The organism is Aeromonas sp. R2-1 (genome assembly GCF_040908425.1).
GTDB lineage: Bacteria > Pseudomonadota > Gammaproteobacteria > Enterobacterales > Aeromonadaceae > Aeromonas > Aeromonas caviae.
The window spans coordinates 15878-42006 of record NZ_JBFODR010000023.1; the positions used below are offsets into that span (position 1 = coordinate 15878).

Annotated in this window: 28 protein-coding genes; 20 read left to right on the forward strand and 8 right to left on the reverse strand. The window is 62.4% G+C overall.

Annotated elements, in window-relative coordinates; all coding sequences use genetic code 11:
• Positions 1-42 precede the first annotated feature (42 nt).
• Both AB5Y80_RS06255 and AB5Y80_RS06260 read right to left on the reverse strand, forming a co-directional pair.
• Entirely contained in the window at positions 43-1596 is a 1554-nt protein-coding gene (locus AB5Y80_RS06255) for a DHA2 family efflux MFS transporter permease subunit (RefSeq protein ID WP_368172672.1), read from the reverse strand.
• Positions 1596-2648, reverse strand: coding sequence for an HlyD family secretion protein (locus tag AB5Y80_RS06260; RefSeq protein ID WP_043154430.1), 1053 nt, complete (start codon positions 2646-2648; stop codon positions 1596-1598). The genes AB5Y80_RS06255 and AB5Y80_RS06260 overlap by 1 nt, the downstream gene beginning before the upstream one ends.
• Before the next feature lie 97 nt (positions 2649-2745).
• Between AB5Y80_RS06260 and AB5Y80_RS06265 the strand changes: the two genes are divergently transcribed.
• From AB5Y80_RS06265 to AB5Y80_RS06275, 3 genes are read left to right on the forward strand one after another with little or no spacing between them, the layout of a single operon-like run.
• Entirely contained in the window at positions 2746-3648 is a 903-nt protein-coding gene (locus AB5Y80_RS06265) for a LysR family transcriptional regulator (protein ID WP_010672586.1), read from the forward strand.
• 16 nt (positions 3649-3664) lie between these two features.
• Positions 3665-3937 carry a hypothetical protein gene (locus AB5Y80_RS06270; RefSeq protein WP_324047720.1) on the forward strand — a complete coding sequence of 91 codons (273 nt, stop codon included), beginning with the start codon at positions 3665-3667 and terminating at the stop codon, positions 3935-3937.
• Complete coding sequence (locus AB5Y80_RS06275) at positions 3921-4235, forward strand: DUF2007 domain-containing protein (protein ID WP_010672587.1); 315 nt, start codon at positions 3921-3923, stop codon at positions 4233-4235. Before AB5Y80_RS06270 ends, AB5Y80_RS06275 begins: the two co-directional genes overlap by 17 nt.
• Positions 4236-4250: 15 nt before the next feature.
• On the opposite strand, the gene AB5Y80_RS06280 is transcribed toward AB5Y80_RS06275, so the two are convergent.
• Positions 4251-5534 carry a dicarboxylate/amino acid:cation symporter gene (locus tag AB5Y80_RS06280; protein ID WP_042881904.1) on the reverse strand — a complete coding sequence of 428 codons (1284 nt, stop codon included), beginning with the start codon at positions 5532-5534 and terminating at the stop codon, positions 4251-4253.
• Positions 5535-5742: 208 nt separating this feature from the next.
• Here AB5Y80_RS06280 and AB5Y80_RS06285 point away from each other — a divergent pair, with 208 nt between their 5' ends.
• Both AB5Y80_RS06285 and AB5Y80_RS06290 read left to right on the forward strand, forming a co-directional pair.
• Entirely contained in the window at positions 5743-5988 is a 246-nt protein-coding gene (locus tag AB5Y80_RS06285) for a YecH family metal-binding protein (RefSeq protein ID WP_039040405.1), read from the forward strand.
• A gap of 101 nt (positions 5989-6089) precedes the next feature.
• Positions 6090-6689 carry a YhgN family NAAT transporter gene (locus AB5Y80_RS06290; RefSeq protein ID WP_010672590.1) on the forward strand — a complete coding sequence of 200 codons (600 nt, stop codon included), beginning with the start codon at positions 6090-6092 and terminating at the stop codon, positions 6687-6689.
• 61 nt (positions 6690-6750) lie between these two features.
• On the opposite strand, the gene AB5Y80_RS06295 is transcribed toward AB5Y80_RS06290, so the two are convergent.
• On the reverse strand, positions 6751-7728 hold the full coding sequence (locus AB5Y80_RS06295) for a LysR substrate-binding domain-containing protein (RefSeq protein ID WP_368172673.1): 978 nt from the start codon (positions 7726-7728) through the stop codon (positions 6751-6753).
• A gap of 292 nt (positions 7729-8020) precedes the next feature.
• Here AB5Y80_RS06295 and tatA point away from each other — a divergent pair, with 292 nt between their 5' ends.
• The 3 genes from tatA (at position 8021) to AB5Y80_RS06310 (ending at position 10136) form a co-directional block, all read left to right on the forward strand.
• Positions 8021-8185, forward strand: a complete 165-nt coding sequence (tatA, locus tag AB5Y80_RS06300) for a twin-arginine translocase TatA/TatE family subunit (RefSeq protein ID WP_010672592.1) — start codon at positions 8021-8023, stop codon at positions 8183-8185.
• A gap of 10 nt (positions 8186-8195) precedes the next feature.
• Positions 8196-8498: a YfcZ/YiiS family protein gene (locus tag AB5Y80_RS06305; protein ID WP_010672593.1), complete on the forward strand. Its 303-nt coding sequence runs from the start codon at positions 8196-8198 to the stop codon at positions 8496-8498.
• Between the two features lie 216 nt (positions 8499-8714).
• The gene (locus tag AB5Y80_RS06310; RefSeq protein WP_103259354.1) at positions 8715-10136 is read left to right on the forward strand and encodes a lytic transglycosylase F; all 1422 of its coding nucleotides are present in this window, start codon (positions 8715-8717) and stop codon (positions 10134-10136) included.
• A 5-nt stretch (positions 10137-10141) separates the two neighbouring features.
• Here the strand turns inward: AB5Y80_RS06310 and AB5Y80_RS06315 are convergent, their stop codons facing one another.
• Positions 10142-10303, reverse strand: coding sequence for a hypothetical protein (locus AB5Y80_RS06315; RefSeq protein ID WP_010672595.1), 162 nt, complete (start codon positions 10301-10303; stop codon positions 10142-10144).
• Between the two features lie 75 nt (positions 10304-10378).
• Between AB5Y80_RS06315 and AB5Y80_RS06320 the strand changes: the two genes are divergently transcribed.
• Entirely contained in the window at positions 10379-11632 is a 1254-nt protein-coding gene (locus AB5Y80_RS06320) for a phosphatidylserine/phosphatidylglycerophosphate/cardiolipin synthase family protein (protein WP_368172674.1), read from the forward strand.
• Between the two features lie 469 nt (positions 11633-12101).
• On the opposite strand, the gene AB5Y80_RS06325 is transcribed toward AB5Y80_RS06320, so the two are convergent.
• On the reverse strand, positions 12102-13220 hold the full coding sequence (locus tag AB5Y80_RS06325) for a fatty acid desaturase (protein WP_042015295.1): 1119 nt from the start codon (positions 13218-13220) through the stop codon (positions 12102-12104).
• 149 nt (positions 13221-13369) lie between these two features.
• Between AB5Y80_RS06325 and fabR the strand changes: the two genes are divergently transcribed.
• Entirely contained in the window at positions 13370-13990 is a 621-nt protein-coding gene (gene fabR / locus AB5Y80_RS06330; protein WP_010672598.1) for an HTH-type transcriptional repressor FabR, read from the forward strand.
• 19 nt (positions 13991-14009) lie between these two features.
• Positions 14010-14375, forward strand: coding sequence for a YijD family membrane protein (locus AB5Y80_RS06335; RefSeq protein WP_010672599.1), 366 nt, complete (start codon positions 14010-14012; stop codon positions 14373-14375).
• A 33-nt stretch (positions 14376-14408) separates the two neighbouring features.
• On the opposite strand, the gene AB5Y80_RS06340 is transcribed toward AB5Y80_RS06335, so the two are convergent.
• Entirely contained in the window at positions 14409-14723 is a 315-nt protein-coding gene (locus AB5Y80_RS06340) for a DUF1145 domain-containing protein (protein ID WP_010672600.1), read from the reverse strand.
• A gap of 108 nt (positions 14724-14831) precedes the next feature.
• Positions 14832-15461 (reverse strand): 16S rRNA (guanine(966)-N(2))-methyltransferase RsmD, encoded by a 630-nt coding sequence (gene rsmD / locus AB5Y80_RS06345; RefSeq protein ID WP_029313522.1) that lies wholly within the window; start codon positions 15459-15461, stop codon positions 14832-14834.
• Positions 15462-15571: 110 nt separating this feature from the next.
• Here rsmD and ftsY point away from each other — a divergent pair, with 110 nt between their 5' ends.
• The 9 genes from ftsY to hutU all read left to right on the forward strand — a co-directional run bounded on the left by ftsY (position 15572) and on the right by hutU (position 26129).
• Entirely contained in the window at positions 15572-17404 is a 1833-nt protein-coding gene (gene ftsY, locus AB5Y80_RS06350) for a signal recognition particle-docking protein FtsY (RefSeq protein ID WP_368172675.1), read from the forward strand.
• Between the two features lie 222 nt (positions 17405-17626).
• On the forward strand, positions 17627-18295 hold the full coding sequence (gene ftsE / locus AB5Y80_RS06355) for a cell division ATP-binding protein FtsE (RefSeq protein WP_010672603.1): 669 nt from the start codon (positions 17627-17629) through the stop codon (positions 18293-18295).
• Complete coding sequence (gene ftsX, locus AB5Y80_RS06360; RefSeq protein WP_029313524.1) at positions 18295-19248, forward strand: permease-like cell division protein FtsX; 954 nt, start codon at positions 18295-18297, stop codon at positions 19246-19248. The genes ftsE and ftsX overlap by 1 nt, the downstream gene beginning before the upstream one ends.
• Before the next feature lie 452 nt (positions 19249-19700).
• Positions 19701-20555, forward strand: coding sequence for an RNA polymerase sigma factor RpoH (gene rpoH / locus AB5Y80_RS06365; RefSeq protein WP_029313526.1), 855 nt, complete (start codon positions 19701-19703; stop codon positions 20553-20555).
• Between the two features lie 127 nt (positions 20556-20682).
• Positions 20683-21342 carry a carbonate dehydratase gene (gene can, locus AB5Y80_RS06370; RefSeq protein WP_010672606.1) on the forward strand — a complete coding sequence of 220 codons (660 nt, stop codon included), beginning with the start codon at positions 20683-20685 and terminating at the stop codon, positions 21340-21342.
• Positions 21343-21352: 10 nt separating this feature from the next.
• Positions 21353-22057, forward strand: coding sequence for a histidine utilization repressor (gene hutC / locus AB5Y80_RS06375; protein ID WP_010672607.1), 705 nt, complete (start codon positions 21353-21355; stop codon positions 22055-22057).
• Between the two features lie 156 nt (positions 22058-22213).
• Positions 22214-23449 carry an imidazolonepropionase gene (gene hutI / locus AB5Y80_RS06380; RefSeq protein WP_010672608.1) on the forward strand — a complete coding sequence of 412 codons (1236 nt, stop codon included), beginning with the start codon at positions 22214-22216 and terminating at the stop codon, positions 23447-23449.
• Complete coding sequence (gene hutG / locus AB5Y80_RS06385; RefSeq protein ID WP_103244105.1) at positions 23442-24380, forward strand: formimidoylglutamase; 939 nt, start codon at positions 23442-23444, stop codon at positions 24378-24380. Before hutI ends, hutG begins: the two co-directional genes overlap by 8 nt.
• Before the next feature lie 45 nt (positions 24381-24425).
• Positions 24426-26129 carry a urocanate hydratase gene (gene hutU, locus AB5Y80_RS06390; protein ID WP_042015303.1) on the forward strand — a complete coding sequence of 568 codons (1704 nt, stop codon included), beginning with the start codon at positions 24426-24428 and terminating at the stop codon, positions 26127-26129.

Genomic DNA, 26129 nt, shown 5'->3' on the forward strand with positions numbered 1-26129 from the left:
AAACGGGCCTTCTGGCCCGTTTTGCTATGTGATCCCCACCTTTCACGCCTCGACCGATTCTGCGTCAGGGTCCCTCGGGGCCGGCTGCTTGAGCAGCAGCATCAGGGCGCTGGCGACGAGCAGGAAGATACCCATCACGTAGAACACCTGGTTGTAGGCCATGATGGCCGCCTCGCGGCTGATGGTGTTCGACAGCATGGCCCGGGCCTGCAACTGGGCCTGCTCCGGCCCGGCTCCCTGGGCCATCATGTTCTGGGCCAGCTGCATCAGATAGGCCTGCCCCTCGATGCTGGTGGCGGCCAGGGTGCTGCCGATCTGGCTGACATGAGTCCGGGTGTCGTTGTCGATCAGGGTGGCGATGATGGCGATGCCGAAGGCGCCCCCCAGGTTGCGCAGCACGTTGAGCAGGGTAGAGGAGGAGGGGATCTCGTCCGGCGTCAGGCTGGCGGTCGCCACCAGGGAGAGGGGCACCATGATGAAGGGCTGCCCCAGGGCCCGCACGATGAGGGACTGGATCAGCTGGGGCCCGGCGTAGTCGGCATTCATGTTCACGTTCATGAAGCAGCTGATGGCGAAGACCAGAAAGCCGAAGCTCACCAGATAGCGCGGATCTATCTTGTGGGTCAGCTTGGGCACCAGGGGGAGCACCAGCAACTGGGGCAGCCCCATCCACATCAGCACCTCACCGATTTCCAGGGCGTTGTAGTTGTGGATCTGGGTCATGTAGAGGGGCAGCACATAGATGGAGCCCATCAACCCCATGCCGAGCACCAGGTAGGCGAAGCAGGCCAGGGCGAAGCGCGGGTTGTGCAGCAGCCGCAGGTTGACCAGGGGGTGGCGGCGCAGCAACTGGCTGATGACGAAGAACACCAGGGCCACCAACGAGATGACGGTGAGCCGCACGATGAAGCTCGAGCCGAACCAGTCCTCCCGGTTGCCCTCTTCCAGCACCACCTCCAGGAGGCCGAGCCCCACCGCCATGGTGAGGATGCCGATGAGATCCACCCGCTTGATCACCTCCCAGTCCACCGGCTTCCTGTCCAGCCCGTGGGCCAGCATGGCCATCACCAGCAGGCCGGGCGGCACGTTCAGATAGAAGATGTAGTGCCAGGACATCTGCTCCGTCAGCCAGCCCCCCAGGGTCGGGCCGATGGCGGGGGCGAAGGTGGCGCACAGGCCGAACAGCGCCATGCCGGTGGCTCGCTTGTGCAGCGGCAGCAAGCTGACGATGAGGGAGAAGGCCATGGGGATCAGGGCCCCGCCGGTAAAGCCCTGCAGCGCCCGAAAGACGATCATGCTGGTGAGGTTCCAGCTGAACGAGCAGAGCACGGAGGCGACGATGAAGGCGCCCGTGGTCCACAGCAGGTAGCGCCGCACGCTCAGTCCCCGGCTCAGCCAGCCGCTCAGCGGTATGGCGATCATCTCCGCCACCAGATAGGAGGTGGAGATCCAGGAGCTCTCGCTCAGGGTGGCCGAGAGCGCCCCTTGAATGTCTTTCAGGGAGGCGTTGGTGATCTGGATGTCGAGGATGGCCATGAAGGCGCCGATGAGGCCCCCCATGACCGCGATCCAGTTGCGGCGTGGTATGGCGTCCATCAGTGGGCGGCCACCACGGGATCAGGGGTGCGGGTGTCGACGATCACCTCGGTGGAGAGGCCGGGCAGCAGCTTGCCCGCCAGGGAGCCCGGATCCGGGATGCGGATCTTGACCGGTACCCGCTGCACGATTTTGGTGAAGTTGCCGGTGGCGTTCTCCGGCGGCAGCAGGGCGAACTTGGCGCCGGTGGCCGGAGAGAGGCTGTCGATGATCCCCTCGACCGGTTGATCCGGATAGGCATCCAGGATCACCTCCACCTTCTGGCCCGGCTGCATGTGCTGCAACTGGGTCTCCTTGAAGTTGGCCTCGACCCACACCTGGCTCAGGGGCACCAGGCTGGCCACCTGCATACCGGACTGGACGTAGAGCCCTTCCCGCAGGCTGCGTTTGCCGATGATGCCGTCAGCCGGGGCTCGCAGCTCGGTGTAGCCGAGTTCCAGCCTGGCTTGTTCAAGCTGGGCCTCGCTCAATGCCAGCCTGGCCTGGTTCTGCTTGGCTTCGGCATCCAGCACCAGCAGCCGCTCGCGGGCGGCCTGCAGGGCGGCCTTGGCCTCCAGTGCCTGGGCCTGGTTGACCTGCAAGCCGGCCCGCACCTCGTCCAGGCTGTCCTGGGAGCTGTAGTGACGCTCATTGAGCTGGCTGACCCGGCGCACCTGCTGCTGGGCCCGGACCTGCTCGGCATTGGCCGAGCTGACTTTTGCCTCGGCCTGGCGGATGAGGCTCAACTGCTGGATACGGGTGGCGGCGAGGTTATCCGCCGTCGCCTGGTTGAGGTGCAGATCGGCCTCGGCCTCCGCCACCTTGGTCCTGTATTCGCGGTCGTCGAGCCGGGCGATGAGCTGGCCGGCCTTCACCGCCTGGTTGTCGGTCACCAGTACTTCGCTGATGTAGCCGGAGAGCTTGGAACCGATGCCGGTCACCTCGCTTTGCAGGTAGGCGTTGTCGGTGCTCTCGAAGTAGCGGCCATGCAGATACCAGTAACCGGCAAACAGCAGGCCGAGCAGGGCCAGCACCAGGGCGGCCAGCAGGGGGATCTTCTTGTGTTGACTCATGATATTGGTTTTCCTGAACTGTGGCGGGCAGGCTAACATCGTGCAACTGTTTCGATTAGTATCCATTCATGAGATATACAGTTTCACTGGTGAAACAATGGACCTGAATGCTGCCTTAATCCTCGTTCGTATCGTCGACAAGGGCTCCTTTACCGCCGCTGCCCAGGAGCTGGGCATGACCAAGGCGACGGTGAGCCGCCGCATTGCCGAGCTGGAGCAGCGTCTCGGCGCGCGGTTGCTCTATCGCTCCACCCGGCAGCTCACCCTGACGGAAGCCGGTGAACAATATTATCTACGCTGCAGCAAGGCGGTGGAGGAGCTGGCCCAGGCCGAGCTGATGCTCAGTGCCAGCCAGCAGGAGGTGACGGGGACCCTCAAGCTGGCGGTGCCCATCGAGACGGGACAGCTGGTAGTGGGCAGGCTGGTGGCGAACTTCCTGCAAGCCTATCCGGGCATGAAGGTGGAGCTGGAGCTGACCAACCGCATCGTGGATCCCATCAGCGAGGGGCTGGATGCCATCGTGCGGGTCGGCGACATGAGCGACTCCAACCTGGCGGCGCGGCGTCTCTGGAGCACCGAGCGGCTGCTGTGTGCCAGCCCGGACTATCTGGCGCGCCACCCGGTGATCCAGAGGCCCGCCGATCTGGTGCATCACGAGCGGATCGCGGTCAGCACGGGGTTCCTCGCCTCGCACTGGTGTTTCGAGCTGGATGATCGTGAAGTGCTGGTGGATCCCCCGTCCCGCTTCCAGGTCAACAACATCACCTGTGCCAGGGAGGCGGCGAAGGCGGGGCTGGGGCTGGCTTCCCTGCCCGCCATGCTGTGCCATGATGAGCTGGCGAACGGGACGCTGGTCTCCTTGCTGCCGGAGTGGCAGCAACCCAGGGTACCCATCTACCTGCTGTTTCCCGAGCGGCGCCTGATGCCGCGCAAGCTGAGGGCATTCATCGATTTTCTGGTGGCCAACGGCCCGGCTTACGGTATCGACAAGCTGCTGTGAAGAGCCCGATGCGGCGATGATTGAACTGGCAAGGGTTTCGAGGACAACGTATGGCGCGGTGGATGAATCTGTATCGGGCATCTTGCTCCCGGAAGATGCTCGCCCTGGAATGATGGTAGTGCTGGTGATGACGGCACTGGCAAGGGTTTCGAGGACAACGTATGGAGCGGTGGATGAATCTGTATCGGGCATCTCGCTCCCGGAAGATGCTCGCCCTGGAATGATGGTAGTGCTGGTGATGATGGCACTGGCAAGGGTTTCGAGGACAACGTATGGATCAGTGGATTAACTTGTATCGCGCCTCTCACTCCTTGGAGGCGCATGCCCTGAAAGGGGCCTTGGAGGTAGAGGGAGTCAGGGTGCGCCTCAGCGGCGAAGGGCTCTCCGGCGCGCTCGGGGAGCTGCCGGTGGATCTGCTGCAAGTGACCCTGATGGTGAACGAGCGGGATCGTCAGCGGGCGGGCCGGATCATCGAGCGCTACCAGCAGCGCCAGGGCAACGGCTGGCTGTGCGGCCAGTGCGGGGAGGAGAACGGCGCCAACTTCGATATCTGCTGGCGCTGCCATCACGATCCCCAGGATCATTGAACGCCCCTCACGTCCTCAGCGCAGGGTGAAGTCGATGTCATCCCCCGCATGGGCATCGTGGTAGGTGGCGAGATCCAGCTCCTTCTCGCTGCGGGCGATGAGCACGGAGACCAGGATGTCGCCGGAGACGTTGACCGTGGTGCGCGCCATGTCGAGGATCCGGTCTATGCCGGCGATGAGCGCCACCCCTTCCAGCGGCAGTCCCACGGCAGTGAGGGTCAGGGTCAGCAGCATCAGCCCGGTACCGGGTGTGCCCGCCGTGCCGATGCTGGCCAGCGTGACGATGCTGATGATGGTCAGGTAGTCCACCAGATGCAGATCCACCCCGAAGGCCTGGGCCACGAACAGGGCGGTGACTCCCTGATAGAGGGCGGTGCCATCCATGTTGATGGTGGCGCCGATGGGCAGCACCTTGGCGGTGATGGCGGGGGAGACCCCGAGCCTGCGTTCGGCGCAGGCCAGGCTGATGGGCAGGGTGCTGTTGCTTGAACTGCTGGTGAAGGCCACCGCCTGGGCATCGACGATGCTCTTGAAGTAGTGCAACGGGTTGAGGCGCGCCATCAGGAGCAGCAGGCTGCTGTAGACGCCGAGCACGTGGAGCAGGCAGCCGAGGTAGACGGCGCCGATCACCTTGAGCAGCGGCAACAGCAGGCTGACGCCGTACTTGCCGGTCATCCAGGCCATCAGGGCGCAGACGCCATAGGGGGCCAGGGCCATCACCATCTGGGTCAGCTTGAACATTCCCTCCGCCAATGAGGTAAAGAACAGGATGGCGGGGCGGCCGCGTCGTCCGGTGGCGTTGAGGGCGAGAGCGAGGGCCACGGCGAACACGATCACCTGCAATATCTTGCCATCGCCCATGGCCTGCACCGGGTTGCGCGGCACCAGGTGGCTCAGCACGCTGGCCAGGGTAGGTTGCTGCGCCATGGCGCCCCGTTCATAAGGACCCATATTGGCGCCCATGCCCGGTTCCAGCAGCCAGCCCATCATCAGGCCGATGCAGATGGCGACGGCGGTGGAGCAGAGATAGAAGCCGATGGCCTTGCCGGCGATGCGGTCGAGCCGCTTGCCCTTGAGCAGGGCGGTGAGGCCTGCCAGGACGGAACAGAAGATGAGGGGCACCATCAGCATCTGGATGGTGTTGACGAACAGGACGCCGATGGGCTTGAGCAGCAGGGCCTGCTCGCTGAAGCAGAGCCCCAGACCTATCCCGGTCAGCATGCCGAGCAGGGTCTTCAACCAGAGCGGGCGACGGGTCCAGATCCGCCAGGGTTTGAAGACCAATCCATGGAACAGCATGACGCCAATGTCCTTATTTTCTGTCTGCGGTGGCAAAAAGGGGCGACAGTGTAGCCATCCCCCCGTCAGGTTGCCACATTATCGACAAAGCGGCGCTTACGACCAGCCCGCTGGCGTTAAAAAAGGCGTTTTGTTGGCCTATATCAAGAACCCTCTCCGGGCTTCGAGCTTTAATTGTCATCTGACATGATGATTAAAGAGGTTCGAGATGTCCCAATCGATACACGGTCACGAAGTGATGGAGATGATGCTGGAGCAGGAGAGTCCGTTTACCCGGGCCAGCCTCAGGGCGGCGATCGCCTCGCGCTTCGGTGCCGAGGCCCGGTTCCACACCTGCAGCGCCAGCGAGATGGACGCTGACGCCCTGATCGACTTCCTGGCCAGGCGCGGCAAGTTCATCGACTCGGAGTCAGGGTTCCAGACCCGCGCTGACAAGATCTGCAACCACGGATGATCGCCAGTGGCGAGCGCGGTGGGGCGCTCGCCGAATCCCGCCACCTTTGTTATATTTCGCCCTCCTTCCCCTCTTGTTGAAAGGTTCTGCCCGGGCGCTCTATGGACACATTCTCCGCTGCCGTCATGCTGTTTCTGATCATGGATCCGCTGGGCAACCTGCCGGTCTTCCTCTCCATCCTGCGCCATGTCGACCCCAAGCGTCGACGCAAGGTAATGCTGCGGGAGCTGTTGTTTTCACTGGTGATCATGATGGGCTTCCTGTTCGCCGGTCAGCAGATCCTGAGCTTCCTCAACCTGCGTCAGGAGGCGGTCAGCATCGCGGGGGGCATCATCCTCTTCCTCATCGCCATCAAGATGATCTTCCCGAGCCCCGGTGGCGTGACCGGGCTGGCGGCGGGGGAGGAGCCCTTCCTGGTGCCCATGGCCATCCCCATGATTGCGGGCCCCTCCATCCTGGCTTCCCTGCTGCTTCTGGCCAACCAGGAGCCGACCCGGATGGTGGACTGGTCATTGGCCCTGCTGATGGCCTGGGGGGCCAGCGCCGTGATCCTGATGTTCTACGAGCTGTTCAACAAGCTGCTGGGTGAGCGAGGACTCACCGCGGTGGAGCGGCTGATGGGCATGCTGCTGGTGATGATCTCGGTGCAGATGCTGCTGGACGGGGTACACCACTATCTGGCGGTGACGGGTCAGAACTGACGGGGCGAATGCTGATGTCAACGTGAAACGGGGCTTCTTGAGCCCCGTTTTTTTTTGCGCGTCAGGCGGCAGCGGCCGGGTCGTCCACTGAGGTTTCCAGCTTGCCCATGATGAGGGCGAGCAGGGTCTCCCGCAGCCAGCGATGGCCCGGATCCTCCTCGTGGCGCTGATGCCAGATGAGCAGGTGGGAGATGCTGTCCAGGGCGATGGGCAGCGGCAGCGGCACCAGGGGGTAGACCTGGGTGGCGTGGCGGGCGTAGAGGCGGGAGAGGGTCACTATCATGTCCGAGTGCATGCCCATGCGCAGGGCCGCCTCGAAGGAGGGCACGGTCGCCTCGATCCGGCGATAGAGATTCTGTTCCGCCAGCTTGTGATCCAGCATCCAGCGATCCCGCCCCTCGCAGTAGGTCTGCACGTGGGGGTAGGCGAGGTAACGGGTGAGATCCCACTCGGGCTCCTGCAAGGCGGGGTGATCCCGCTGCACCAGGCAGGTGAGATCGTCGATGGTGAGCAACCGCTGGCAGATGGCGTTGGGCAGGGTGTCGAGGCGAAAATCCGAATTGATGCAGTTCTCCCGCACCGTGAAGGCGATATCCACCTGGCCCTGGCTCATCTCGGTCAGGCTGTGCTCGGTCCACTCCTCGTAGCGCAGGCGGATGCCAGGAGCCTGACGCTTCAGTTCGCTCAGGTAGAGGGGGGCAAACAGGGTGAAGGCGCTGTCCATGCTGGCAATGACGAACTCCCGCTCCGTGCTGGCGGGATCGAAGTCCGGCGGCTGGATCAGGTTGTCCAGGGAGAGCAGTATGGGCTGCAGTTGCTGCTGGAGATCCAGGGCGCGCGGAGTGGGATCCATCCCGTAGGCCGAGCGCACGAACAGGGGATCGTCAAAGGTCTCCCGCAACCGTCCGAGGGCCTTGCTGACGGCGGACTGGCTCAGGTGCAGACGGCGTGCAGCCCGGCTGCCGTTGCGCTCTTCCAGCAAGACTTGCAGGATTATCAACAAATTAAGGTCTATGCGTGCAAGCTGTTCCAGCAACATGATATGAATCCTCTTCAATTCCTAGATGAATATATACCATTTGTTTTCATATCTTGGCGATCCTATGCTCGACGGGTCTCTCGCCCTGGTGGCGGCTGGTACAGGATGTAGCGGTTGAGGGGACAAGTAGCACCGACCCATACGGCGGCCCATGGTCGCCGTATTTTTTTGCGCCTCGTCGCCGTTTTTGCGCGATTTTTTCGCCAACTTGCACCTGCCTTGATTTTGCCCAACAATCGATACGCTTTCTTTTGATACAACCTCCAGGTATCTAACAGTCAGGAGTCTCCCTATGGGACTGGGTGGCATTCATATCTGGCATCTGCTGATCCTGCTCGTGGTCGTCGTCGTGGTGTTTGGCAGCAAACGCCTGGCTGGCGCCGGTGAGGATCTGGGCACTGCCATCAGGGATTTTCGCAACGCCTTGCGCGACGATGACAATATCCGGAATAAGTAGGAGTGAACGTATGTCTGTAGACGAGAAAGTGGAACTGAACGAGACCTGTGACAGTTGCGGCTGTTTCGCCGAAATTGGCACCATCATCGGCGAAGGTGACGACGTCATGGAGCTGGTGATCGAGGCTGCTGCAGAAGCCGACGCCCGCGAGAAATTTGCAGCTTACGAGGCGCTGGCCAAGCAGGTCACTGCCGAAGCCAAAAGCAGCAGCGAGCTGAGCCGGGGCCCGGATGGCGTGATCCTGAAGGCCCGCCTGCAATTCACCTGCACCGCCGAGAAGCTGATCTTCGAGATGCGCGCCCGCTCCCTCTGAGATCGTGATGACACGGCAGGCTTGCCTGCCGTCTTGCTCTGCCCCTCGCTTTTTCCCTCCCTTTGCGTTGTATAGTGAGTTATCCCACGGACGATCCGTTTTCCGTCCGGCATGCGCCGATCGGCAGAAGATCCCGCGACGCCCCATGACTTGGCGCAGGCGCCTTCTCTGACAGACCCGACGGTGCGCACCGGCCCACAGCGAGGTGGTTACATCATGATGCGGCGATGGATCTGGGCCCTGCTGGCTCTCTGCTCTCTCCCTCTGCTGGCGGCGGATCTCAAGCCGCAGTTGCTGCCCCAGGCCGGTGATCTCGAACACATCCTGCAAAAAAAAGAGCTCAGGGCCCTGGTGGTCTATGAGCGGGGGTTTTTCTTTTTCGACAAGGGAGCCCAGTACGGCATCCTGGTCAATCAGCTTCAGGGATTCGAGCGCTGGTTGAACCAGACCTACCTGGCCAAGGAGAAGCTCAAACTCAAGATCATTTATATCCCGGTGCGCCAGGACAAGCTGCTGGACTACCTCGCCGAGGGGCGCGGGGATCTGGTGGCCGCCAACCTGACGGTCACCCCCACCCGGCGTGAGCAGGTGACCTTCTCCCAGCCGCTGATCGCCCCCATCGAGGAGTGGGTGGTGAGCCAGCGGGATCTCCCTGCCTTCAATCGCATCACCCAGCTGTCCGGCCGGCGGGTCTGGGTGCGAGCCAGCTCCAGTTATTTCGAGAGCCTGCACCAGCTCAACTGGCTGTTTCGGGAGCTGGGGTTGCCCCCGGTCTACATCGAGACGGTTCCCGAATACCTGCAGGACGGGGACCTGTTGGAGATGGTGTCAGCCGGGATCATTCCGCTGACGGTCACCGACAGCTTCAAGGGGCGGATCTGGCTCGACATGATTGGCGGCCTCAAGGCCCACAGGCTGATACCGCTGCGGGACAAGGGGCGCAGCGCCTGGGCCCTGCGCAACAACAGCCCGGAGCTGCTCAAGGCGGTGAACGCCTACATCTCGGAGTCGAGCAAGCGGACCCTCTACAGTGACATGACATTGCGCCGCCTGCTGGCGCAAAGCGACCGCATGAGCAACATACTGGCGCCGGACCCGCTGGGGCGCCTGTCGACCATTCGCAAGGTACTGGAGGCCCAGGCGGACAAGTATCAGCTGGACTGGCTGATGCTGGCCGCGCTGGCTTACAAGGAGTCGGGGCTCAATCCCAATGTCGGCTCTCACCGGGGGGCCGTCGGCATCATGCAACTGCTGCCGAGTACCGGCAAGGAGGTGGGGATCCGAGGCGCCAGACTCACCAGTCTGGAGGGCAATGTGGAGGCGGCCTGTCGCTACATGCGGCTCATCCTGGACACCTACTTCAATGATCCCGGGATGGACAGGCTCAATCGCCATCTGTTCGCCCTGGCCGCCTACAATGCGGGTCCGAACCGTGTCCAGGCATTGCAGGCCAAGGCGGCCGACAAGGGGCTGGATCCGAACGTCTGGTTCGGCAACGTGGAGCAGCTGGTGGCCAACGACGTGGGCCAGGGGCCCATCAACTACGTTGGCACCATCTACAAATACTACGTGGCCTACCGTTTCAGCCTGCCCCAGCTGGAGGGCAAGTCAGAGGCCATCGAGGCGGTGCAGCCCTGAGCCTGTCAATGCTGGCCGGGGAGGGGATCCTCGTGATGCTGCGCAAGGGGTTCCCAGCCCAGATCCCGGTGCTGCTGGTACCAGGGCATCAACAGCCTGGCCGGGGTGGGATCCGGCTGGCTGGCATGAGGTCTCTGACTGAGGGAGGGGTGGTCGCGCAGTTCCATCATCGGCTCCTTGACACTGGGCTATCGGGGCGGTTGTCTGGGTTATGCCACCACCAGATGACAGGGAGATGACCCTTGATCCCCGCCGAGTTTGCCTTGCTCGCCGATCCCGGCGCAGCCCTCAAGGCCCGATGCCAGTTGATCCGCCAGGCCCGCCACCGGATCCTCGCCCAGTATTACAGCTGGGAAGAGGACGGCAGCGGCAAGCTGCTGCTGGCGGAGCTGGTGCGGGCGGCCCGGCGCGGAGTGGTAGTGCAACTGCTCATCGACGATCTCTACGGCGGGGAGAACCGCTTTCTGGAGGCGGTGGCGGCGGAACCGGGCATCGAGGTGCGCCTGTTCAACCCCTTCTGGCTGCGGGGCTGGCGTCCCCTTACCTTGTTGCTGGAAGGGGTGCTGAGCTTTCGCCGCATTAACCACCGGATGCACAACAAGCTGCTGCTGGTGGATGGCAGCCAGGTGGTGATCGGCGGGCGCAACATCGGTGATCGTTACTTCGGGCTTGGGATGCCGCCTCACTTCATCGACCTGGATCTGCTCTGCCGCGGCCCCCTCTGTCAGCAGGCCGAGCAGGGGTTCGCGCTGTTCTGGCACAGTCGCTGGAGCCACCCGGTCCGTCGCCTGTTGAGACGCTCCTTGCTGCCAGCTGAAACCCGGGCCCTGAACGACTTCCTGCTGACCCTGACCGACCCCGCCATGGCGGCCGCCTATGATCTGCCGGCCACTCTGTTTGATGAGTGCCCCGTTCCCCTTTGTTGGCATCCCGGGCGAGGGCAGTGCTGGTTCGATCGCCCCGGCAAGGGGCTGGTCGCCCGGCCGACCACGGCGCCCCTGCTGGGACGCATGCTGGCGAGCAATCAGGGGGCCCTGAGGTTGGTGAGCCCTTACCTGATACTGACACGGGGGCTGCGTCGCCGGCTCAAGGGGCAGCGACGGCAGGGGGTCGACATCGAGATCCTGACCAACTCCCTGGCCAGCACGGACGTGCCCCTGGTCTATGGCGCCTATCGACGTCACCGCCCCTGGCTCGAGCGTCAGGGGGTCAACCTGTTCGAGCTGACGACGGAGGCGTTCAGTCTGCATGCCAAGCTGATCCTGATGGGGAAGGAGGAGGCGCTGCTCGGCAGTTTCAACCTGGATCCCCGCTCCCTGATGCTCAACACCGAGTTGATGCTGCACCTCCATAGCCCGACGCTGTGCGACGAGTTGCAGCAACTCATCGATGGCTGGTTGCAGCAGGCCGTGCACCCGGTGGTGGCGTCCCCCTCTGCATGGCGGCGCCTGCTGGCGCAATTGAGCGATTGGTTACCTTTACATCGTTGGTTGTGAGTGGGATCCGCCTTGTGCGAGATCTCTCAAAGCCTTGTGCGCCTTCGAGGATAACGTTTGCCATCCAAATACGGGACTGGATTGTATAGTATTGTTTTTAATCGATTTATATTAAGAGCGCCGTAACAATCCAGGGCCCTCGATTGCATAGAGGTGCGTGTAGAACGGTTTTTTATTTTATTTAACTGCGTAGTATCTCGAGTGCAAGGACAAACACGGTGGCTGGTCTGCCGTGTGGGTGACGGCAACAGGGGAAATGGGCCAACCGGATTGCTCCGGCAGGCGAGGCAGATCGGGAGCGGAAACCCGTGATGCCAGACAGACCCCCGTGGTTGCGGGAGCCCAATATGGAACATGCTATTTGCGAGGGGGTGACATGCGAATGTTGCCCCATTTTTTTATGCCCGCCGTCTGCTTGTCCAATCAAAAAGACCGCCTGCTGGCGGTCTTTTGCGTGATGTCTCGGCGATCAGGCGAGGCCCGCCAGCAGACGACTCCAGTTGCGCTTGGCAACGAGGAAACCGTCTCGCAACGTGCGGTACTCCAGTTGCAGCCTGAGCCTGTCGTAGCGTGCGAGGGCTGTGCGCTTGCGCTGCTCCAGCAGTGACTTGCGGCTGGCATAGTAGTGCTGGATCTGCAGGCTCAGCTTGTCGTACTCCTCCTGCAGCAGTGCCTGCCAGCGTTCCCTGTCATCCTGCTTGTGCACTCTGGCCTGGGCGCGCTTGAGCTGCATCTCCAGCCTGGCCTGTTCGATGCGTTCCTCCGGGCAGGATCTCAGGTCTTTGGCGAGCCCGCACCAGGCGGCTGTGCGGATCAGCCACTTGGTGGGGTCGAACTGCCACCACTGAATGCCGTTGCGGTAGTCGTTCTCGAACAGGTGATGGAAGTTGTGATAGCCCTCGCCAAAGGTGAAGAAGGCTAGGATGCCGTTGTCCCGGGCGCTGTTGCGATCCGTGAACGGCTGGCTGCCCCAGATGTGGGCCAGGGAGTTGATGAAGAAGGTGGTGTGATGGGTCATCACCATGCGCAGCACCCCGGCCAGCAGCAACATACCGAGCAGATCCCCGTGCAAGAGGCCGAGCAGCAGCGGAATGCCGATGTTGGTGACCAGAGCCAGGGTCAGATAGTGCCTGTGCTGGAAGGCGACCACGGGGTTGTTTTGCAGGTCGCGCACATTGCTGTAGTCGTGGTAGGTATCGCGCTGGTATTCCCGCAGCATCCAGCCGATGTGGGAGTACCAGAAACCGCGACCCGCACTGTAGGGATCCTTCTGGTTATCATCCACGTGGCGGTGGTGGCGGCGATGATCCGAGGACCAGTGCAGCGCCGAGTTTTGCAGGGCTAGCGCGCCTCCGATGGCGAAGATCCATTGCAGGGCCGGGTGCGCCTTGTAGGCCTTGTGGGACCAGAGCCTGTGGTAGCCGGCGGTGATGGAGATGCCGCAATAGCAGAACAGCAGCAGGAAGCAGAGCCACTGCCAGAGGTCGTAGCCCTGGCTCAGTCCATACCAGGGGACCGCTATCAGTGCCGTCAGCCCGGAGAGGGCGAACAGCAGGGTGTTGGTCATGATGATCGGGGGGCGGTCCATTTCACTCGGCTCCTTTCAGCGAACAGCTGTTCACTATTCTCCATTGAGCCGGAATGCGGGTCAATGGTAAAAAAGTCGGAGACAAACCTGATCCCGGCCCCGCCTTCGGGTTATCATCTGGCCTCGCTAATCTCAAGGTGACTGTTTTCGTGGGTATTCGCGCGCAACAAAAAGAAAAAACCCGGCGTACGCTGATCGAGGCGGCGTTCAGTCAACTCTGCGCCAACCGCAGTTTCTCCAACCTCAGCCTGCGGGAAGTGGCCAGAGAGGCGGGCATAGCGCCGACCTCCTTCTATCGCCACTTTCGGGACATGGAAGAGCTGGGGCTGACGCTGGTGGACGAGGGAGGGCTGACCCTGCGCCAACTGATGCGCCAGGCGCGCCAGCGCATTGCCGGTGGTGGCAGCGTCATCAGCACCTCGGTGCAGACCTTCATGGAATTCGTCGAAAACAACCCGAACATCTTCCGGCTGCTGCTGCGCGAGCGCTCCGGCACCTCGGCTGCATTCCGTCAGGCGGTGGCCCGGGAGATCCAGCACTTCATCGCCGAGCTGACCGATTATCTGGAAGCCACCACGCAGGCGCCACGGGAAGAGGCCTATATCCAGGCCGAGGCCATGGTGACCATCGTCTTCAGCGCCGGTGCAGACGCCCTCGACATGACTCCGGAAGAGTGCAAGGCACTGTCGGAGCGCACCATCAGCCAGTTGCGGATGATCGCCATGGGCGCCGAGGTGCAGAACCGCAAGCGCCACGAATCTCTCACATAACGCAAGGATGGACAGCCTCATGCATGAACCGAACGCGATTCCGAAGAAGCCCCTGGTGCTGGCCCTGCTGATCGGTATCTGTGGCGATGCCTTCCTGTCGGCCTTGACGGAGTCGGTCGTCCCCTTCTCCTTCTACCCCCTCATCGCCCTGTTGCTGGCGGCCAGCCAGCTCTATCAGCACTATCGCCATGAGCCCATGGTGGGCAACACACCCAGTTGCATCCTGCTCTGCTTCTTTATCGGCGTGTTCGGCCATTCTGCCCTGGTCAAGGTGCAGTACCCCGAGCTTGGCAGCAACTTCTTCTCCCTCATTGCCATGCTGCTGCTGCTCGCCGCCCTTTCCATCAAGCTGGGAATCAGCCTCGGAAAAACGCAGAAGGAGTGACGAATCACTCCTTCTGGTCGGGCCGGGGGTGGCCTAGTCGGCCCTGGGGGGAGTCTCTCCCTTCTTCCTGGCGTCTATGATGGCCTGCAGCTTGGTGCGGATATCCATCATGCCGAACACCCCGAAGATCAGCACCTGGGTGAATTCGAGACGAGTGACCGCGAAGTAGGGTTTGCAGGCCGCCTTGATCATGCTGGCCTGTACCCAGTGCATCAATATCACGATGACGCCGCACACCGGCAGAAAGCCGTTCAGTTTGCCCGGCAGGGTGCCCAGCAGGGCGAGTGCCACACCGAACCAGAAGAACAGCAGCACCCCCATCGCCAACAGATTAAACACCCGCTTCATCGTTTACCTCCCGTACATAGAGTTGATAGCAGGCCTGATGTGATCGACCTGCTTGTCCTTGAGCCGTTGTCCAAATTGACGGAGAAGGGGACTGTACCCATCTCCCCTTTAAACAGCTGCGTCATGCTTGGTGTCCCGCAGATAGAGCTGATAGCAGACCTGACCAGCCTGCTTGTCCTTGAGTAGTTTCCAGCTGGCGGGCAGCGCCAGATCGGCCATCTCTTTTTCCCGCTCCAGATAGATGAGGGCATCGGATGCCAGCCAGCCGCGCTGCTCGAGCAGCTCGCACACCTGGGGAAGCAGCTCGCGACGAAACGGTGGGTCCAGAAAGACCAGGTCGAAGGGGGTGGCCGGGCCTTGCAGCCAGCTCACGGCATCGGCCTGGATCACCTGCCCCTGGCTGCTGCCCAGGGTCGTCAGGTTCTTCTTGAGCTGGTCGGCGGCGCCTCTGTCCATCTCGATCAGGGTGACCTGTTCGGCATAACGGGACAAGGCTTCCAGCCCCAGCCCGCCGCTGCCGGCGAACAGATCCAGGCAGCGGGTACCGCGCACGTGGGGAGCCAGCCAGTTGAAGATGGTCTCCTTGACGCGATCCGTGGTGGGTCTGAGCCCTTCCACATCCCTGACGGGGAGTTTGCGCCCCTTCCATTGGCCGCTGATGATTCGTACCACGCCCGCTCGCCCCTGAGGGGCCGGGCTCTTGCTCGGACTGTTACGGCTGGATTTCACTCTGGGCATCGCGTTTCGTCGTCAGAAAATAAAGTGATAGTATAAGGCGGTTCATTTTTATGCCGACCCGCCGAGGGACGGCTATCTTAGCAGTCAGCCTTTGATGTGAGTATTTTTAGATGGCAAAAGGTTTGTTTTCCTGGCTGGGTTTCGGCCGCAAGAAAGAAGAGGCTGAGGCCGTTCCATCGCAGGCGCCCGACGCTACCCCGGCGGTAGTCGAGTCGGAGGCCGCCGCTGTTCCCGCGCCTGTCGCCGATGTTGCCCCGGCTGATGCCCCCGCCGCCAAGCCCGAAGCGCCGCTGAGCGGCCCTGACGAAGGCCCCCTGGTTGTGGAAGAGCCGGAGGGCGAGCTTGAGCCCGTCATCGTCAATGAGGCCTTGATCGCCACCGAAGCTCAGGTCGCAGAAGAAGCCATTGTCGCCGCCGAAGCCCGCGCTTTGGAAGAGGCCCTTATTGCCGCCGAGGCTCGCGCCGCAGAAGAAGCCCGTATTGCCGCCGAGGCTCGCGCCGCAGAAGAAGCCCGTATTGCCGCCGAAGCCCGCGCCGCAGAAGAAGCCCGTGTTGCCGCCGAGGCTCGTGCTGCAGAAGAGGCCCGTGCTGCGAAAGAGGCTCGTATTGCCGCCGAAGCCCGCGCCGCAGAAGAAGCCCGTATTGCCGCCGAAGCTCGCGCCGCAGAAGAAGCCCGTGTTGCCGCCGAAGCTCGCGCTGCAGAAGAGACCCGTATTGCCGCCGAGGCTCGCGCTGTAGAAGAGGCTCGCATCGCCGCCGAGACTCGCGCCGCAGAAGAGGCTCGTCTTGCCGCCGAAGCCCGCGCCGCAGAAGAGGCTCGTCTTGCCGCCGAGGCCCGTGCCGTGGAAGAGGCTCGTATTGCCGCCGAAGCTCAGGCTGCCGAGGAAGCCCGTGTCGCCAAAGAGGCCCAGAGAGCGGAAGATTTGCGTCTGGTCGCCGCGATGGAGGCTGAGGCCGCCGCTCTGGCCGCTCTGCCGCTGGCCGACAAGGTGGACGACGACACTCAGGAGAAGCCGCAGCGGGAGGGCTTCTTTGCCCGCCTCAAGCGCAGCCTAGTGCGTACCAAGGAGAATATCGGTTCCGGTTTCTTCGGCCTGTTCAGCGGCAAGAAGATCGATGACGATCTGTTCGAAGAGCTGGAGACTCAGCTGCTGACCGCCGATCTTGGCGTCGACACCACCACCCGCATCATCGAGGGGCTGGTACAGCACGCGGACCGCAAGCAGCTCAAGGATGCCGAGGCGCTCTACGGTCTGCTCAAACAGGACATGGGTGAGATGCTGGCCAAGGTCGAGCAGCCCCTGGTGATCGACACCAGCAAGAAGCCTTACGTCATCCTGATGGTTGGCGTGAACGGCGTCGGCAAGACCACCACCATCGGCAAGCTGGCCAAACAGTTCCAGGCCGAGGGCAAGAGCGTAATGCTGGCCGCTGGCGATACCTTCCGTGCCGCTGCGGTCGAGCAGCTGCAGGTGTGGGGTCAGCGCAACAACATTCCGGTGATTGCCCAGCACACCGGTGCCGACTCCGCCTCCGTCATCTATGACGCCATCGAGGCTGCCCGCTCCCGCGGGGCTGACGTGCTGATCGCCGATACCGCCGGCCGCCTGCAGAACAAGAGCAACCTGATGGAGGAGCTCAAGAAGGTGGTGCGGGTGATGAAGAAGCTGGACGATGCGGCACCCCACGAGATCATGCTGACTCTGGACGCAGGCACCGGCCAGAACGCATTGAGCCAGGCCAAGCTGTTCAGCGAGGCGGTGGGCCTGACCGGCATCACCCTCACCAAGCTGGACGGCACTGCCAAGGGTGGTGTCATCTTCGCGGTGGCCGACAAGTTCCAGATCCCGATCCGCTACATCGGGGTGGGCGAGGGGATCGACGATCTGCGCCCGTTCGTCGCCAACGACTTCATCGAGGCGCTCTTCAGCCGCGAAGAATAAATCCGGCTGACATGAGCCGGCCCGGCCGTGACAAGCATGTGTTCCATACCCCGACTCCGGTCGGGGTATGTCACTATGAGGGCGCAGGCATGGCTCATCCGGACAAGGATGACATGTGGCATGCTTGTGACCGGTGTTGTCATCCAGGTGTTGTGCCGGTACGGGGGAGTGAGCGCCCCATGCTTTATCCCGGTCGGGGTTTGTCAATCTCAGGGAACCGTTATGATTCGTTTTGACAAGGTCAGCAAGGTCTACAGTGGCGGTCATCAAGCGCTGCAAAAGGTCAGTTTTCACCTGCGCAAGGGGGAGATGGCCTTCCTGACCGGCCATTCGGGGGCGGGCAAGAGTACCCTCCTCAAGCTCATCAGCGTGATGGAACGACCGACCGACGGCCGCGTCTTCTTCCACGGCGATGACGTCAGCCACATCCAGCGCAGTCAGATCCCCTACGTGCGCCGCCAGATCGGCATGATCTTCCAGGATCACCGCCTGCTGATGGATCGTACCGTGTTCGACAACGTCGCCCTGCCCCTGGTGATCGATGGCTACAGCCATGGGGACATCAACAAGCGGGTGGCGGCGGCGCTGGACAAGGTCGGGTTGCTCGGCAAGGAGCGCTACCAGCCGCGCATGCTCTCCGGTGGTGAGCAGCAACGGGTCGGCATCGCCCGCGCCATCGTCAACAAGCCGCCCCTGCTGCTGGCGGACGAGCCGACCGGCAACCTGGATCCCCAGCTTTCCATGGACATCATGCGCCTGTTCGAGGAGTTCAACCGCTTCGGCGTCTCCGTGCTGATTGCCACTCACGATCTGGGGCTGATCGCCCGGATGCGCTACCGCACCCTGACCCTCAAGGCGGGTCGCATGTATTCGTCCGGGGAGGATCGCTGATGGCTATTGTTCGTCATAAACAGCCGCCGTTGCGTCGTTTGATGATGTATGGTGTGGATCATGTGCGTCAGGCCTTTGCCAGCCTGGGTGAGCTGTGGCGCAACCCGCTCGCCTCCCTGATGACCCTGGCGGTACTTGGCGTGAGTCTGGCGCTGCCTTCCTGTTTCCACGTATTGCTGAAGAATGCCGAAGTGGTAGAGGGGAGCTGGCAGACCAGCTCCCAGATCTCTCTCTATCTGCGCAAGGATCTGCCGGAGCAGAGCATCCTCGACATGAAGCAGCGGATCCTGCTCTATCCGGAGGTGGAGTCCGTCACTTATATGAACCGTGACGAGGCGCTCAGGGAATTTCGGGAGATCTCCGGTTTCGGTGATGCCCTGGATTATCTGGACAGCAACCCGCTGCCGCCGGTGCTGAGCGTGATCCCGGATCCGCGCTGGCAGAATCCCGAAGGGGCCGCCGAGCTGCTCGCCAAGCTGGAGAACGAGCCCGGTATCGAGCAGGGCAAGCTGGATCTGCAGTGGTTGACCCGGTTGCAGGGGATCATGAACCTGCTGCGCCACACCATTACAGGTATCGCGGTGTTGCTGCTCTCCGCCGTGTTGCTGATCGTGGGCAACACCCTGCGCCTGAACATCCTGAACCAGCGTTCCGAGATTGAAGTGCTCAAGCTGGTGGGCGCGACCGATGCCTTCATCCACCGTCCCTTCCTCTATACGGGCATCTGGTTCGGGGTCATCGGCGGCATGCTGGCCTGGTGGCTGACCGAGGTGATGGTGATCTGGAGCGAGGGGGTGGTGAAGGAGCTGGCGGGGCTCTACAACAGCAACTTCCGTCTGGTGGGGATGGGGGCGTTCGACGGCTTCAATCTCATATTGCTGGGCGCCCTGCTGGGGTTGATCGCCTCCTGGTTCTCGGTGCACAGGCACATTCGCGACATAGAACCGTCCTGATTAATTTGTCAGCATTTTAAAGCGCTGGATTTTGCGAACTGGATCAAGTAAAAGAGTGGCCCGTTTCTGGCACGGGCCACTTTCTCAGAGTAATCTGAATGGTGTCTGCGCCGAGGATCATATGTGGATCCTCTGAACCTTTTGATTTATCAATGGTCTATTGACTGCAGCAGAATGAATACGGGTATGGCCCCTATGCCTTGCTCGTCTGACTTGGCAAGCATGTGAAGGTTGCGAGCTCCGCAACAATGGACTTAGCATGCTACTTTTCAGGGGTCCTTTACTGTGACCCCTTTTTTTTGACTGTTCATTTATGATTCATGCCGTCAGCCTAAGATAGGCCGGGTTCATGCTGGGGTGATGTATGATGCAGCACGCAGAATGATACCTGGTCGGTAGACACGTCTTCTCAGGGTGTTAGACTGATTCGATTGAAAAGTAAGAGGTAGAACATGGGAACTTCATTGCAACGCACTATGGCTCTGATTCCGCAAGGTAGTCTGGAAGGCTATATCCAGGCCGTCAACTCGATCCCTGTGCTGAGCGCAGAGGAAGAGCGCGAACTGGCGATGCGTCTGCAGCAGGATGGTGATCTCGAAGCTGCACGCCAGCTCGTTATGTCGCACCTGCGTTTTGTCGTTCACGTGGCCAAGAGCTACTCCGGCTATGGCCTGCCTCAGGCCGATCTGGTGCAGGAAGGCAACATCGGCCTGATGAAAGCCGTCAAACGCTTCGACCCGAGCGTGGGTGTGCGTCTGGTCTCCTTCGCCGTGCACTGGATCAAGGCCGAAATCCACGAATATGTGTTGCGCAACTGGCGCATGGTCAAGGTGGCGACCACCAAGGCCCAGCGCAAGCTGTTCTTCAACCTGCGCAAGTCCAAGAAGCGTCTGGGCTGGCTGAACCACGAAGAGGTGCAGGCCGTGGCTGCCGACCTCGGAGTATCCGCTGCCGACGTCACCGAGATGGAAGCGCGCATGAGCAATTACGATCAGGCCTTCGATCTGGTCGGTGACGATGAAGACGAGGGTGGCTTCGCGCCGGTGCACTATCTGGAAGACAAATCTTCCGATCTCGCGGCGAACATCGAGAACGACAACTGGGACAGCCATGCCACCCGTCGCCTGAGTGCGGCCATGGCGACCCTGGACGAGCGCAGCCAGCACATCATCCGTGCCCGCTGGCTCGATGACGAGAGCAAGACCACCCTGCAGGAGCTGGCCGATACTTACGGCGTCTCCGCCGAGCGGGTGCGCCAGCTTGAGAAAAACGCGCTGAAGAAGCTGAAAGATGCCATGGATGCCTGACGGCCTCCTCCGGTAAGAAGCAGGGCCTGATGGCCCTGTTTTTGTTTTGCGGGGATCTGGTCGGCCTTGCCTTGGTTACCCTTGTGTATGGTATGTTGCCGCCACTGCCACAGTAGGGAGAGCAGAAGTGAAACTGTTGAACGACTTGTTTACCAACAACCGCGAGTGGGCGGAACGGATCAAGGCCGAGGATCCCAATTTCTTCGCTACCCTGTCCGCCCAGCAGGCACCCGAGTACCTCTGGATCGGCTGTTCCGACAGCCGGGTTCCCGCCAACCAGTTGATGGGGCTCTTGCCGGGGGACGTCTTTGTCCACCGCAACGTCGCCAACCTGGTGGTGCACACCGACTTCAACTGCCTCTCGGTGCTGCAATACGCGGTGGAGGTGCTCAAGGTGAAGCACATCATCGTCTGCGGCCACTATGGCTGCGGTGGGGTCAAGGCTGCGATGCAGAACCAGGAGCTGGGTCTCATCGACAACTGGCTGCGCAACATCAAGGACGTCTACTTCAAATACGGCGAACAGCTCGAAGCCATCGAGGATGAGCACGAGCGCTTCGACTACCTGTGCGAGCTGAACGTGGCTGAGCAGGTCGCCAACGTCTGCCACACCACCATCATCCAGAATGCCTGGCGCAAGGGGCAGGAGCTGGCGGTGCACGGCTGGATCTACGGCATCAAGGATGGCCTGCTGCACGATCTCGATCTATGCATCAGCGGCCCTGACCAGATCCCGGACGTCTATCGCGCCTGGCCGGACATGCGTCCGCCCCATCGTCGCCGCTGAGGACCAGCCGGTGGCTCCTGCGCTCTACCTTCAGATAAAGCAGCACATCCTGGACGGGATCCGCGAACGCCACTATCAGGCGGGCGACCGGATCCCGACCGAGGCCGCCCTGTGCGAGCAGTTTGCCGTGAGCCGCATGACGGTGAACAAGGCGCTGCGTGAACTGGTGGCCGAAGGCTGGCTGGTGCGCACCGCCGGATCCGGCAGTTTCGTGGCCGACAGGCGCACCGAGTCGCCGCTCCTGGCGATTCGCAATATTGCAGATGAGATCGCCGAGCGGGGCAGCGAGTACAGCGCGCGGGTGATCCGGCTGCAACGTCAGGCCGCCGACGAGAAAGTGGCGGTGCGTCTGGGCCTGCGGGTCGGGGCGCCCACCTTTCACAGCCTCATCGTCCATCAGGCCGATGGGGAGCCGCTGCAACTGGAGGAGCGCTTCGTCGATGCCGAGCGACTGCCCGGCTATGGCGAGCAGGATTTCACCCAGCAGACGCCAAACAGCTATCTGATGGAGATCTGCCCCCTCTCCGAGATGGAGCACGTGGTAGAAGCCGTGTTGCCGAGTGCTGGTGAAGCCGGACTGCTGCAAGTGAGGGTCGACACCCCCTGCCTGCTGCTGCACCGGCGCACCTGGTCAGACGGCTTTCTGGTCTCCTATGCCAGATTGTTGTCGCCGGGTTCCCGCTACAAGCTGAGCTCCAAGACGCGTCTCGCATAATTGTATATACATACTAAGCATTTAAAAGCCCACCTCTCGGTGGGCTTTTTTGTGCTTACACTCTAATAAAGCCGCTGTTATCAAGATGTGAACTTGATCCTTTCTTTCTTTTCAGAGATCGGCTATAAATTATTGTATATACATTTAGAGGTCGGTATGAACAAGGAACTGTTGAACTGCGAGCGGGTCTGGCTCAATGTGACACCCGCCACCCTGCGCCCCGATCTGGCGGACTACGGCCTGCTGGAGCCCCATGCTCTTGGCGTGCGGGATGGCAAGATCCACGCTCTGGTCCCCATGCAGGATCTCAAGGGCCCCTATGCCGCCTCCTGGCAGGACATGAAGGGGAAGCTGGTCACCCCCGGTCTCATCGATTGTCACACCCACCTCATCTTCGCCGGCAGCCGCGCCGAAGAGTTCGAACTGCGCCAGAAGGGAGTCCCCTATGCGGAGATTGCCCGCAAGGGGGGCGGTATCATCAGCACGGTGCGCGCCACCCGGGCAGCCAGCGAGGAGCGGCTCTATGAGCTGGCGTTGCCGCGGATCAAGTCCCTGATCCGGGAAGGGGTCACCACAGTCGAAATCAAGTCCGGCTACGGCCTCACCCTGGAAGACGAGCTCAAGATGTTGCGGGTGGCCCGTCGTCTGGGAGAGACGCAGCCCATCCGGGTCAAGACCACGCTGCTGGCGGCCCATGCGGTGCCGCCGGAGTATCGCGACGATCCCGACTCCTGGGTCGAGACCATCTGCCAGGAGATCATCCCGGCAGCGGCCGAGGCTGGTCTCGCGGATGCGGTGGATGTCTTCTGCGAGCACATCGGCTTCTCCCTTGCCCAGACCGAGCAAGTCTATCTGGCGGCGGATCAGTACAACCTCGCGGTGAAAGGGCACATGGATCAGCTCTCCAACCTGGGGGGCAGCACGCTCGCCGCCCACTTCGGCGCCCTCTCGGTGGATCATCTGGAATATCTGGATCAGGACGGGATCCAGGCGCTGGCTCACCGTGGCGTGGTCGCCACCCTGCTGCCCACCGCTTTCTATTTCCTCAAGGAGACCAAGCTGCCCCCGATCGCTGCCTTGCGCAAGGCGGGGGTACCCATGGCTGTCTCTTCCGACATCAACCCGGGCACGGCTCCCATCGTCTCCCTGCGCATGGCCATGAACATGGCTTGCACCCTGTTTGGCCTGACCCCGGTGGAGGCCATGGCCGGGGTGACCCGCCACGCCGCCAGGGCGCTTGGCGAGCAGGAACGGCTGGGGCAGCTCAAGGTCGGCATGCTGGCGGATTTCCTTGTCTGGAACTGCGGCCATCCGGCCGAGCTCAGCTACCTCATCGGTGTCGATCAGCTGGTGAGCCGTGTGGTCAACGGGGAGGAAACCCTTCATGGATAAGTTCAACGGGATCGACATGTCGGTCTGGCAGGGGCGTCAGGATCCCGAAGACGGCGAGCTGGCCCTGCGCTGGCACGACAGGGTGCAACCCTGGCAGGGGAATCGCGAACCCGGCGTGGTACTGCTCGGCTTTGCCTGTGACGAAGGGGTGCGCCGCAACAAGGGGCGGGTCGGTGCGGCCGGTGCACCGCTGGCGCTGCGCAAGCTGCTGGCCAACACGGCCTGGCACCTGGGCGCCCCCGTCTATGACGGCGGGGATCTGGCCTGTGAGGACGGCGATCTCGATGCCGCCCACGGGCGCTTGGCCGAACGGGTCGCGAGTGCGCTGGATCAGGGGCACTTCCCCCTGGTGCTGGGAGGCGGCCACGAGGTGGCGTTCGGTAGCTGGAGCGGCCTGAACCGTCATCTTGGTGGCGAAGGGCGGGTCGGGATCATCAATTTCGACGCCCACTTCGATCTACGCATGAAACAGGAGCAGGCGAGCTCGGGCACCCCCTTCTTCCAGATTGCCGAGCAGTGCGCCGCCCAGGGCACCCCCTTTCACTATGCCTGTCTCGGGGTGGCCGAAACCGCCAATACCGCGGCGCTCTTTGCCCGCGCCGAGGCGCTGGGAGTCTGGCACGTGCTGGACGAGGCGATGACGCAGACCGAGCTGCCAGCCTTGCTAGGCGGGCTGGATGCCTTCATCGCCCGTTGCGACCACCTCTATCTCACCATCGATCTCGACGTGCTGCCGGCGGCGGTGATGCCGGGAGTGAGCGCTCCCGCTGCTCGCGGCGTGGAGCTGGCGGTCATCGAACCGCTCATCGCCCATATCCGGGCCAGCGGCAAGCTCAGGCTCGCCGATCTGGCCGAGTACAACCCGAACCTGGATCAGGACAACCGCAGTGCCCGCGTGGCTGCGCGCCTGGTTCACCAGTTGACCAAGTAGTGGCGCACCGCGCCGCCTGACTGCATCGCTAAACAAGGAGTGTCTATGTCTGTACAACACCAGGATCCCCGCCACGATCCGAGCCGCGTGATCCGTGCTCCCCACGGCACCCAGCTGACCGCCAAGAGCTGGCTCACCGAAGCGCCACTGCGGATGCTGATGAACAATCTGGATCCGGATGTTGCCGAGCATCCCCAGTCTCTGGTGGTGTACGGCGGCATCGGCCGCGCTGCCCGAAACTGGGCCTGCTATGACAAGATCGTCGAGGTACTGACCCGGCTCGAGGACGATCAGACCCTGCTGGTGCAATCCGGCAAGCCGGTCGGGGTGTTCCAGACCCACAAGGATGCGCCGCGGGTGCTCATCGCCAACTCCAACCTGGTGCCCCACTGGGCCAACTGGGAGCACTTCAACGAGCTCGATAAAAAGGGTTTGATGATGTACGGCCAGATGACCGCTGGCTCCTGGATCTACATCGGCACCCAGGGCATCGTACAGGGCACCTACGAGACCTTCTTCGCGGTGGCGAACCAGCACTTCAACGGCGAGCCCAAAGGCCGCTGGATCCTGACCGGGGGCCTGGGTGGCATGGGCGGTGCCCAGCCCCTTGCCGCCACCATGGCCGGTTTCTCCATGATCGCCGTGGAGTGCGACGAGACCCGTATCGATTTCCGTCTGCGTACCCGCTACGTCGACAAGAAGGCCCACAGCCTGGATGAGGCGCTGGCCATGATCGAGGAGGCCAAACGCAGCGGCACCGCCGTCTCCGTCGGCCTGCTCGGCAACGCCGCCGACGTCTTCGCCGAGCTGGTGGCTCGCGGCATCACGCCGGACGTGGTGACCGACCAGACCTCCGCCCATGACCCGGTACACGGCTACCTGCCCCAGGGCTGGAGCGTGGCCCAATGGCGCGATCTGCAAAAGAGCGCACCGGACGAGGTCAACGTGGCGGCTCGCCGCTCCATGGCCCGTCAGGTCGAAGCCATGCTGACCCTGCAATCCCGCGGCGCCGCCACGCTCGATTACGGCAACAACATCCGCCAGATGGCGCTGGAAGAGGGCGTCAAGAATGCCTTCGACTTCCCGGGCTTCGTGCCGGCCTACATCCGCCCGCTGTTCTGCGAGGGCATTGGCCCGTTCCGCTGGGTGGCGCTCTCCGGCGACCCGGAAGACATCTACAAGACCGACCAGAAGGTAAAAGAGCTGATCCCGGACGATCCCCACCTGCACAACTGGCTCGACATGGCCCGCGAGCGCATCGCCTTCCAGGGCCTGCCGGCGCGGATCTGCTGGGTCGGTGTCAAGGATCGGGTGCGCTTGGGTCTGGCCTTCAACGAGATGGTGAAGAATGGCGAGCTGAAGGCACCGGTCGTCATCGGCCGTGACCATCTGGACTCCGGCTCGGTGGCGAGCCCGAACCGCGAGACCGAATCCATGATGGATGGTTCCGACGCCGTTTCCGACTGGCCGCTGCTCAACGCCCTGCTCAACACCGCCGGCGGCGCGACCTGGGTCTCTCTGCACCACGGTGGCGGTGTGGGCATGGGCTTCTCCCAGCACTCCGGCGTGGTGATCGTCTGTGACGGCACCGACGATGCCGCCAAGCGGGTCGGCCGCGTGCTGCGCAACGACCCGGCCACCGGGGTGATGCGTCACGCCGACGCCGGCTACGAGATTGCCATCAACTGTGCCCATGAGGCGAAACTGGATCTGCCGATGATCGACGCCACCGGCAAAGGGGTGAAATAA

Excerpts from the sequence above, each read along its gene's own strand:
- AB5Y80_RS06255 (WP_368172672.1), bottom strand. The coding sequence starts at position 1,596 with ATGGACGCCATACCACGCCGCAACTGGATCGCGGTCATGGGGGGCCTC.
- AB5Y80_RS06305 (WP_010672593.1), top strand. The coding sequence starts at position 8,196 with ATGTCTGTAGACGAGAAAGTGGAACTGAACGAGACCTGTGACAGTTGC.
- rpoH (WP_029313526.1), top strand. The coding sequence starts at position 19,701 with ATGGGAACTTCATTGCAACGCACTATGGCTCTGATTCCGCAAGGTAGT.
- AB5Y80_RS06275 (WP_010672587.1), top strand. The coding sequence starts at position 3,921 with ATGGATCAGTGGATTAACTTGTATCGCGCCTCTCACTCCTTGGAGGCG.
- ftsE (WP_010672603.1), top strand. The coding sequence starts at position 17,627 with ATGATTCGTTTTGACAAGGTCAGCAAGGTCTACAGTGGCGGTCATCAA.
- rsmD (WP_029313522.1), bottom strand. The coding sequence starts at position 15,461 with ATGCCCAGAGTGAAATCCAGCCGTAACAGTCCGAGCAAGAGCCCGGCC.
- AB5Y80_RS06335 (WP_010672599.1), top strand. The coding sequence starts at position 14,010 with ATGCATGAACCGAACGCGATTCCGAAGAAGCCCCTGGTGCTGGCCCTG.
- ftsX (WP_029313524.1), top strand. The coding sequence starts at position 18,295 with ATGGCTATTGTTCGTCATAAACAGCCGCCGTTGCGTCGTTTGATGATG.
- AB5Y80_RS06340 (WP_010672600.1), bottom strand. The coding sequence starts at position 14,723 with ATGAAGCGGGTGTTTAATCTGTTGGCGATGGGGGTGCTGCTGTTCTTC.
- AB5Y80_RS06270 (WP_324047720.1), top strand. The coding sequence starts at position 3,665 with ATGATTGAACTGGCAAGGGTTTCGAGGACAACGTATGGCGCGGTGGAT.
- ftsY (WP_368172675.1), top strand. The coding sequence starts at position 15,572 with ATGGCAAAAGGTTTGTTTTCCTGGCTGGGTTTCGGCCGCAAGAAAGAA.
- AB5Y80_RS06280 (WP_042881904.1), bottom strand. The coding sequence starts at position 5,534 with ATGCTGTTCCATGGATTGGTCTTCAAACCCTGGCGGATCTGGACCCGT.
- AB5Y80_RS06260 (WP_043154430.1), bottom strand. The coding sequence starts at position 2,648 with ATGAGTCAACACAAGAAGATCCCCCTGCTGGCCGCCCTGGTGCTGGCC.
- AB5Y80_RS06315 (WP_010672595.1), bottom strand. The coding sequence starts at position 10,303 with ATGGAACTGCGCGACCACCCCTCCCTCAGTCAGAGACCTCATGCCAGC.
- tatA (WP_010672592.1), top strand. The coding sequence starts at position 8,021 with ATGGGACTGGGTGGCATTCATATCTGGCATCTGCTGATCCTGCTCGTG.
- AB5Y80_RS06325 (WP_042015295.1), bottom strand. The coding sequence starts at position 13,220 with ATGGACCGCCCCCCGATCATCATGACCAACACCCTGCTGTTCGCCCTC.
- hutG (WP_103244105.1), top strand. The coding sequence starts at position 23,442 with ATGGATAAGTTCAACGGGATCGACATGTCGGTCTGGCAGGGGCGTCAG.
- AB5Y80_RS06290 (WP_010672590.1), top strand. The coding sequence starts at position 6,090 with ATGGACACATTCTCCGCTGCCGTCATGCTGTTTCTGATCATGGATCCG.
- hutU (WP_042015303.1), top strand. The coding sequence starts at position 24,426 with ATGTCTGTACAACACCAGGATCCCCGCCACGATCCGAGCCGCGTGATC.
- AB5Y80_RS06265 (WP_010672586.1), top strand. The coding sequence starts at position 2,746 with ATGGACCTGAATGCTGCCTTAATCCTCGTTCGTATCGTCGACAAGGGC.
- AB5Y80_RS06285 (WP_039040405.1), top strand. The coding sequence starts at position 5,743 with ATGTCCCAATCGATACACGGTCACGAAGTGATGGAGATGATGCTGGAG.
- hutI (WP_010672608.1), top strand. The coding sequence starts at position 22,214 with ATGAACAAGGAACTGTTGAACTGCGAGCGGGTCTGGCTCAATGTGACA.
- AB5Y80_RS06310 (WP_103259354.1), top strand. The coding sequence starts at position 8,715 with ATGATGCGGCGATGGATCTGGGCCCTGCTGGCTCTCTGCTCTCTCCCT.
- AB5Y80_RS06295 (WP_368172673.1), bottom strand. The coding sequence starts at position 7,728 with ATGTTGCTGGAACAGCTTGCACGCATAGACCTTAATTTGTTGATAATC.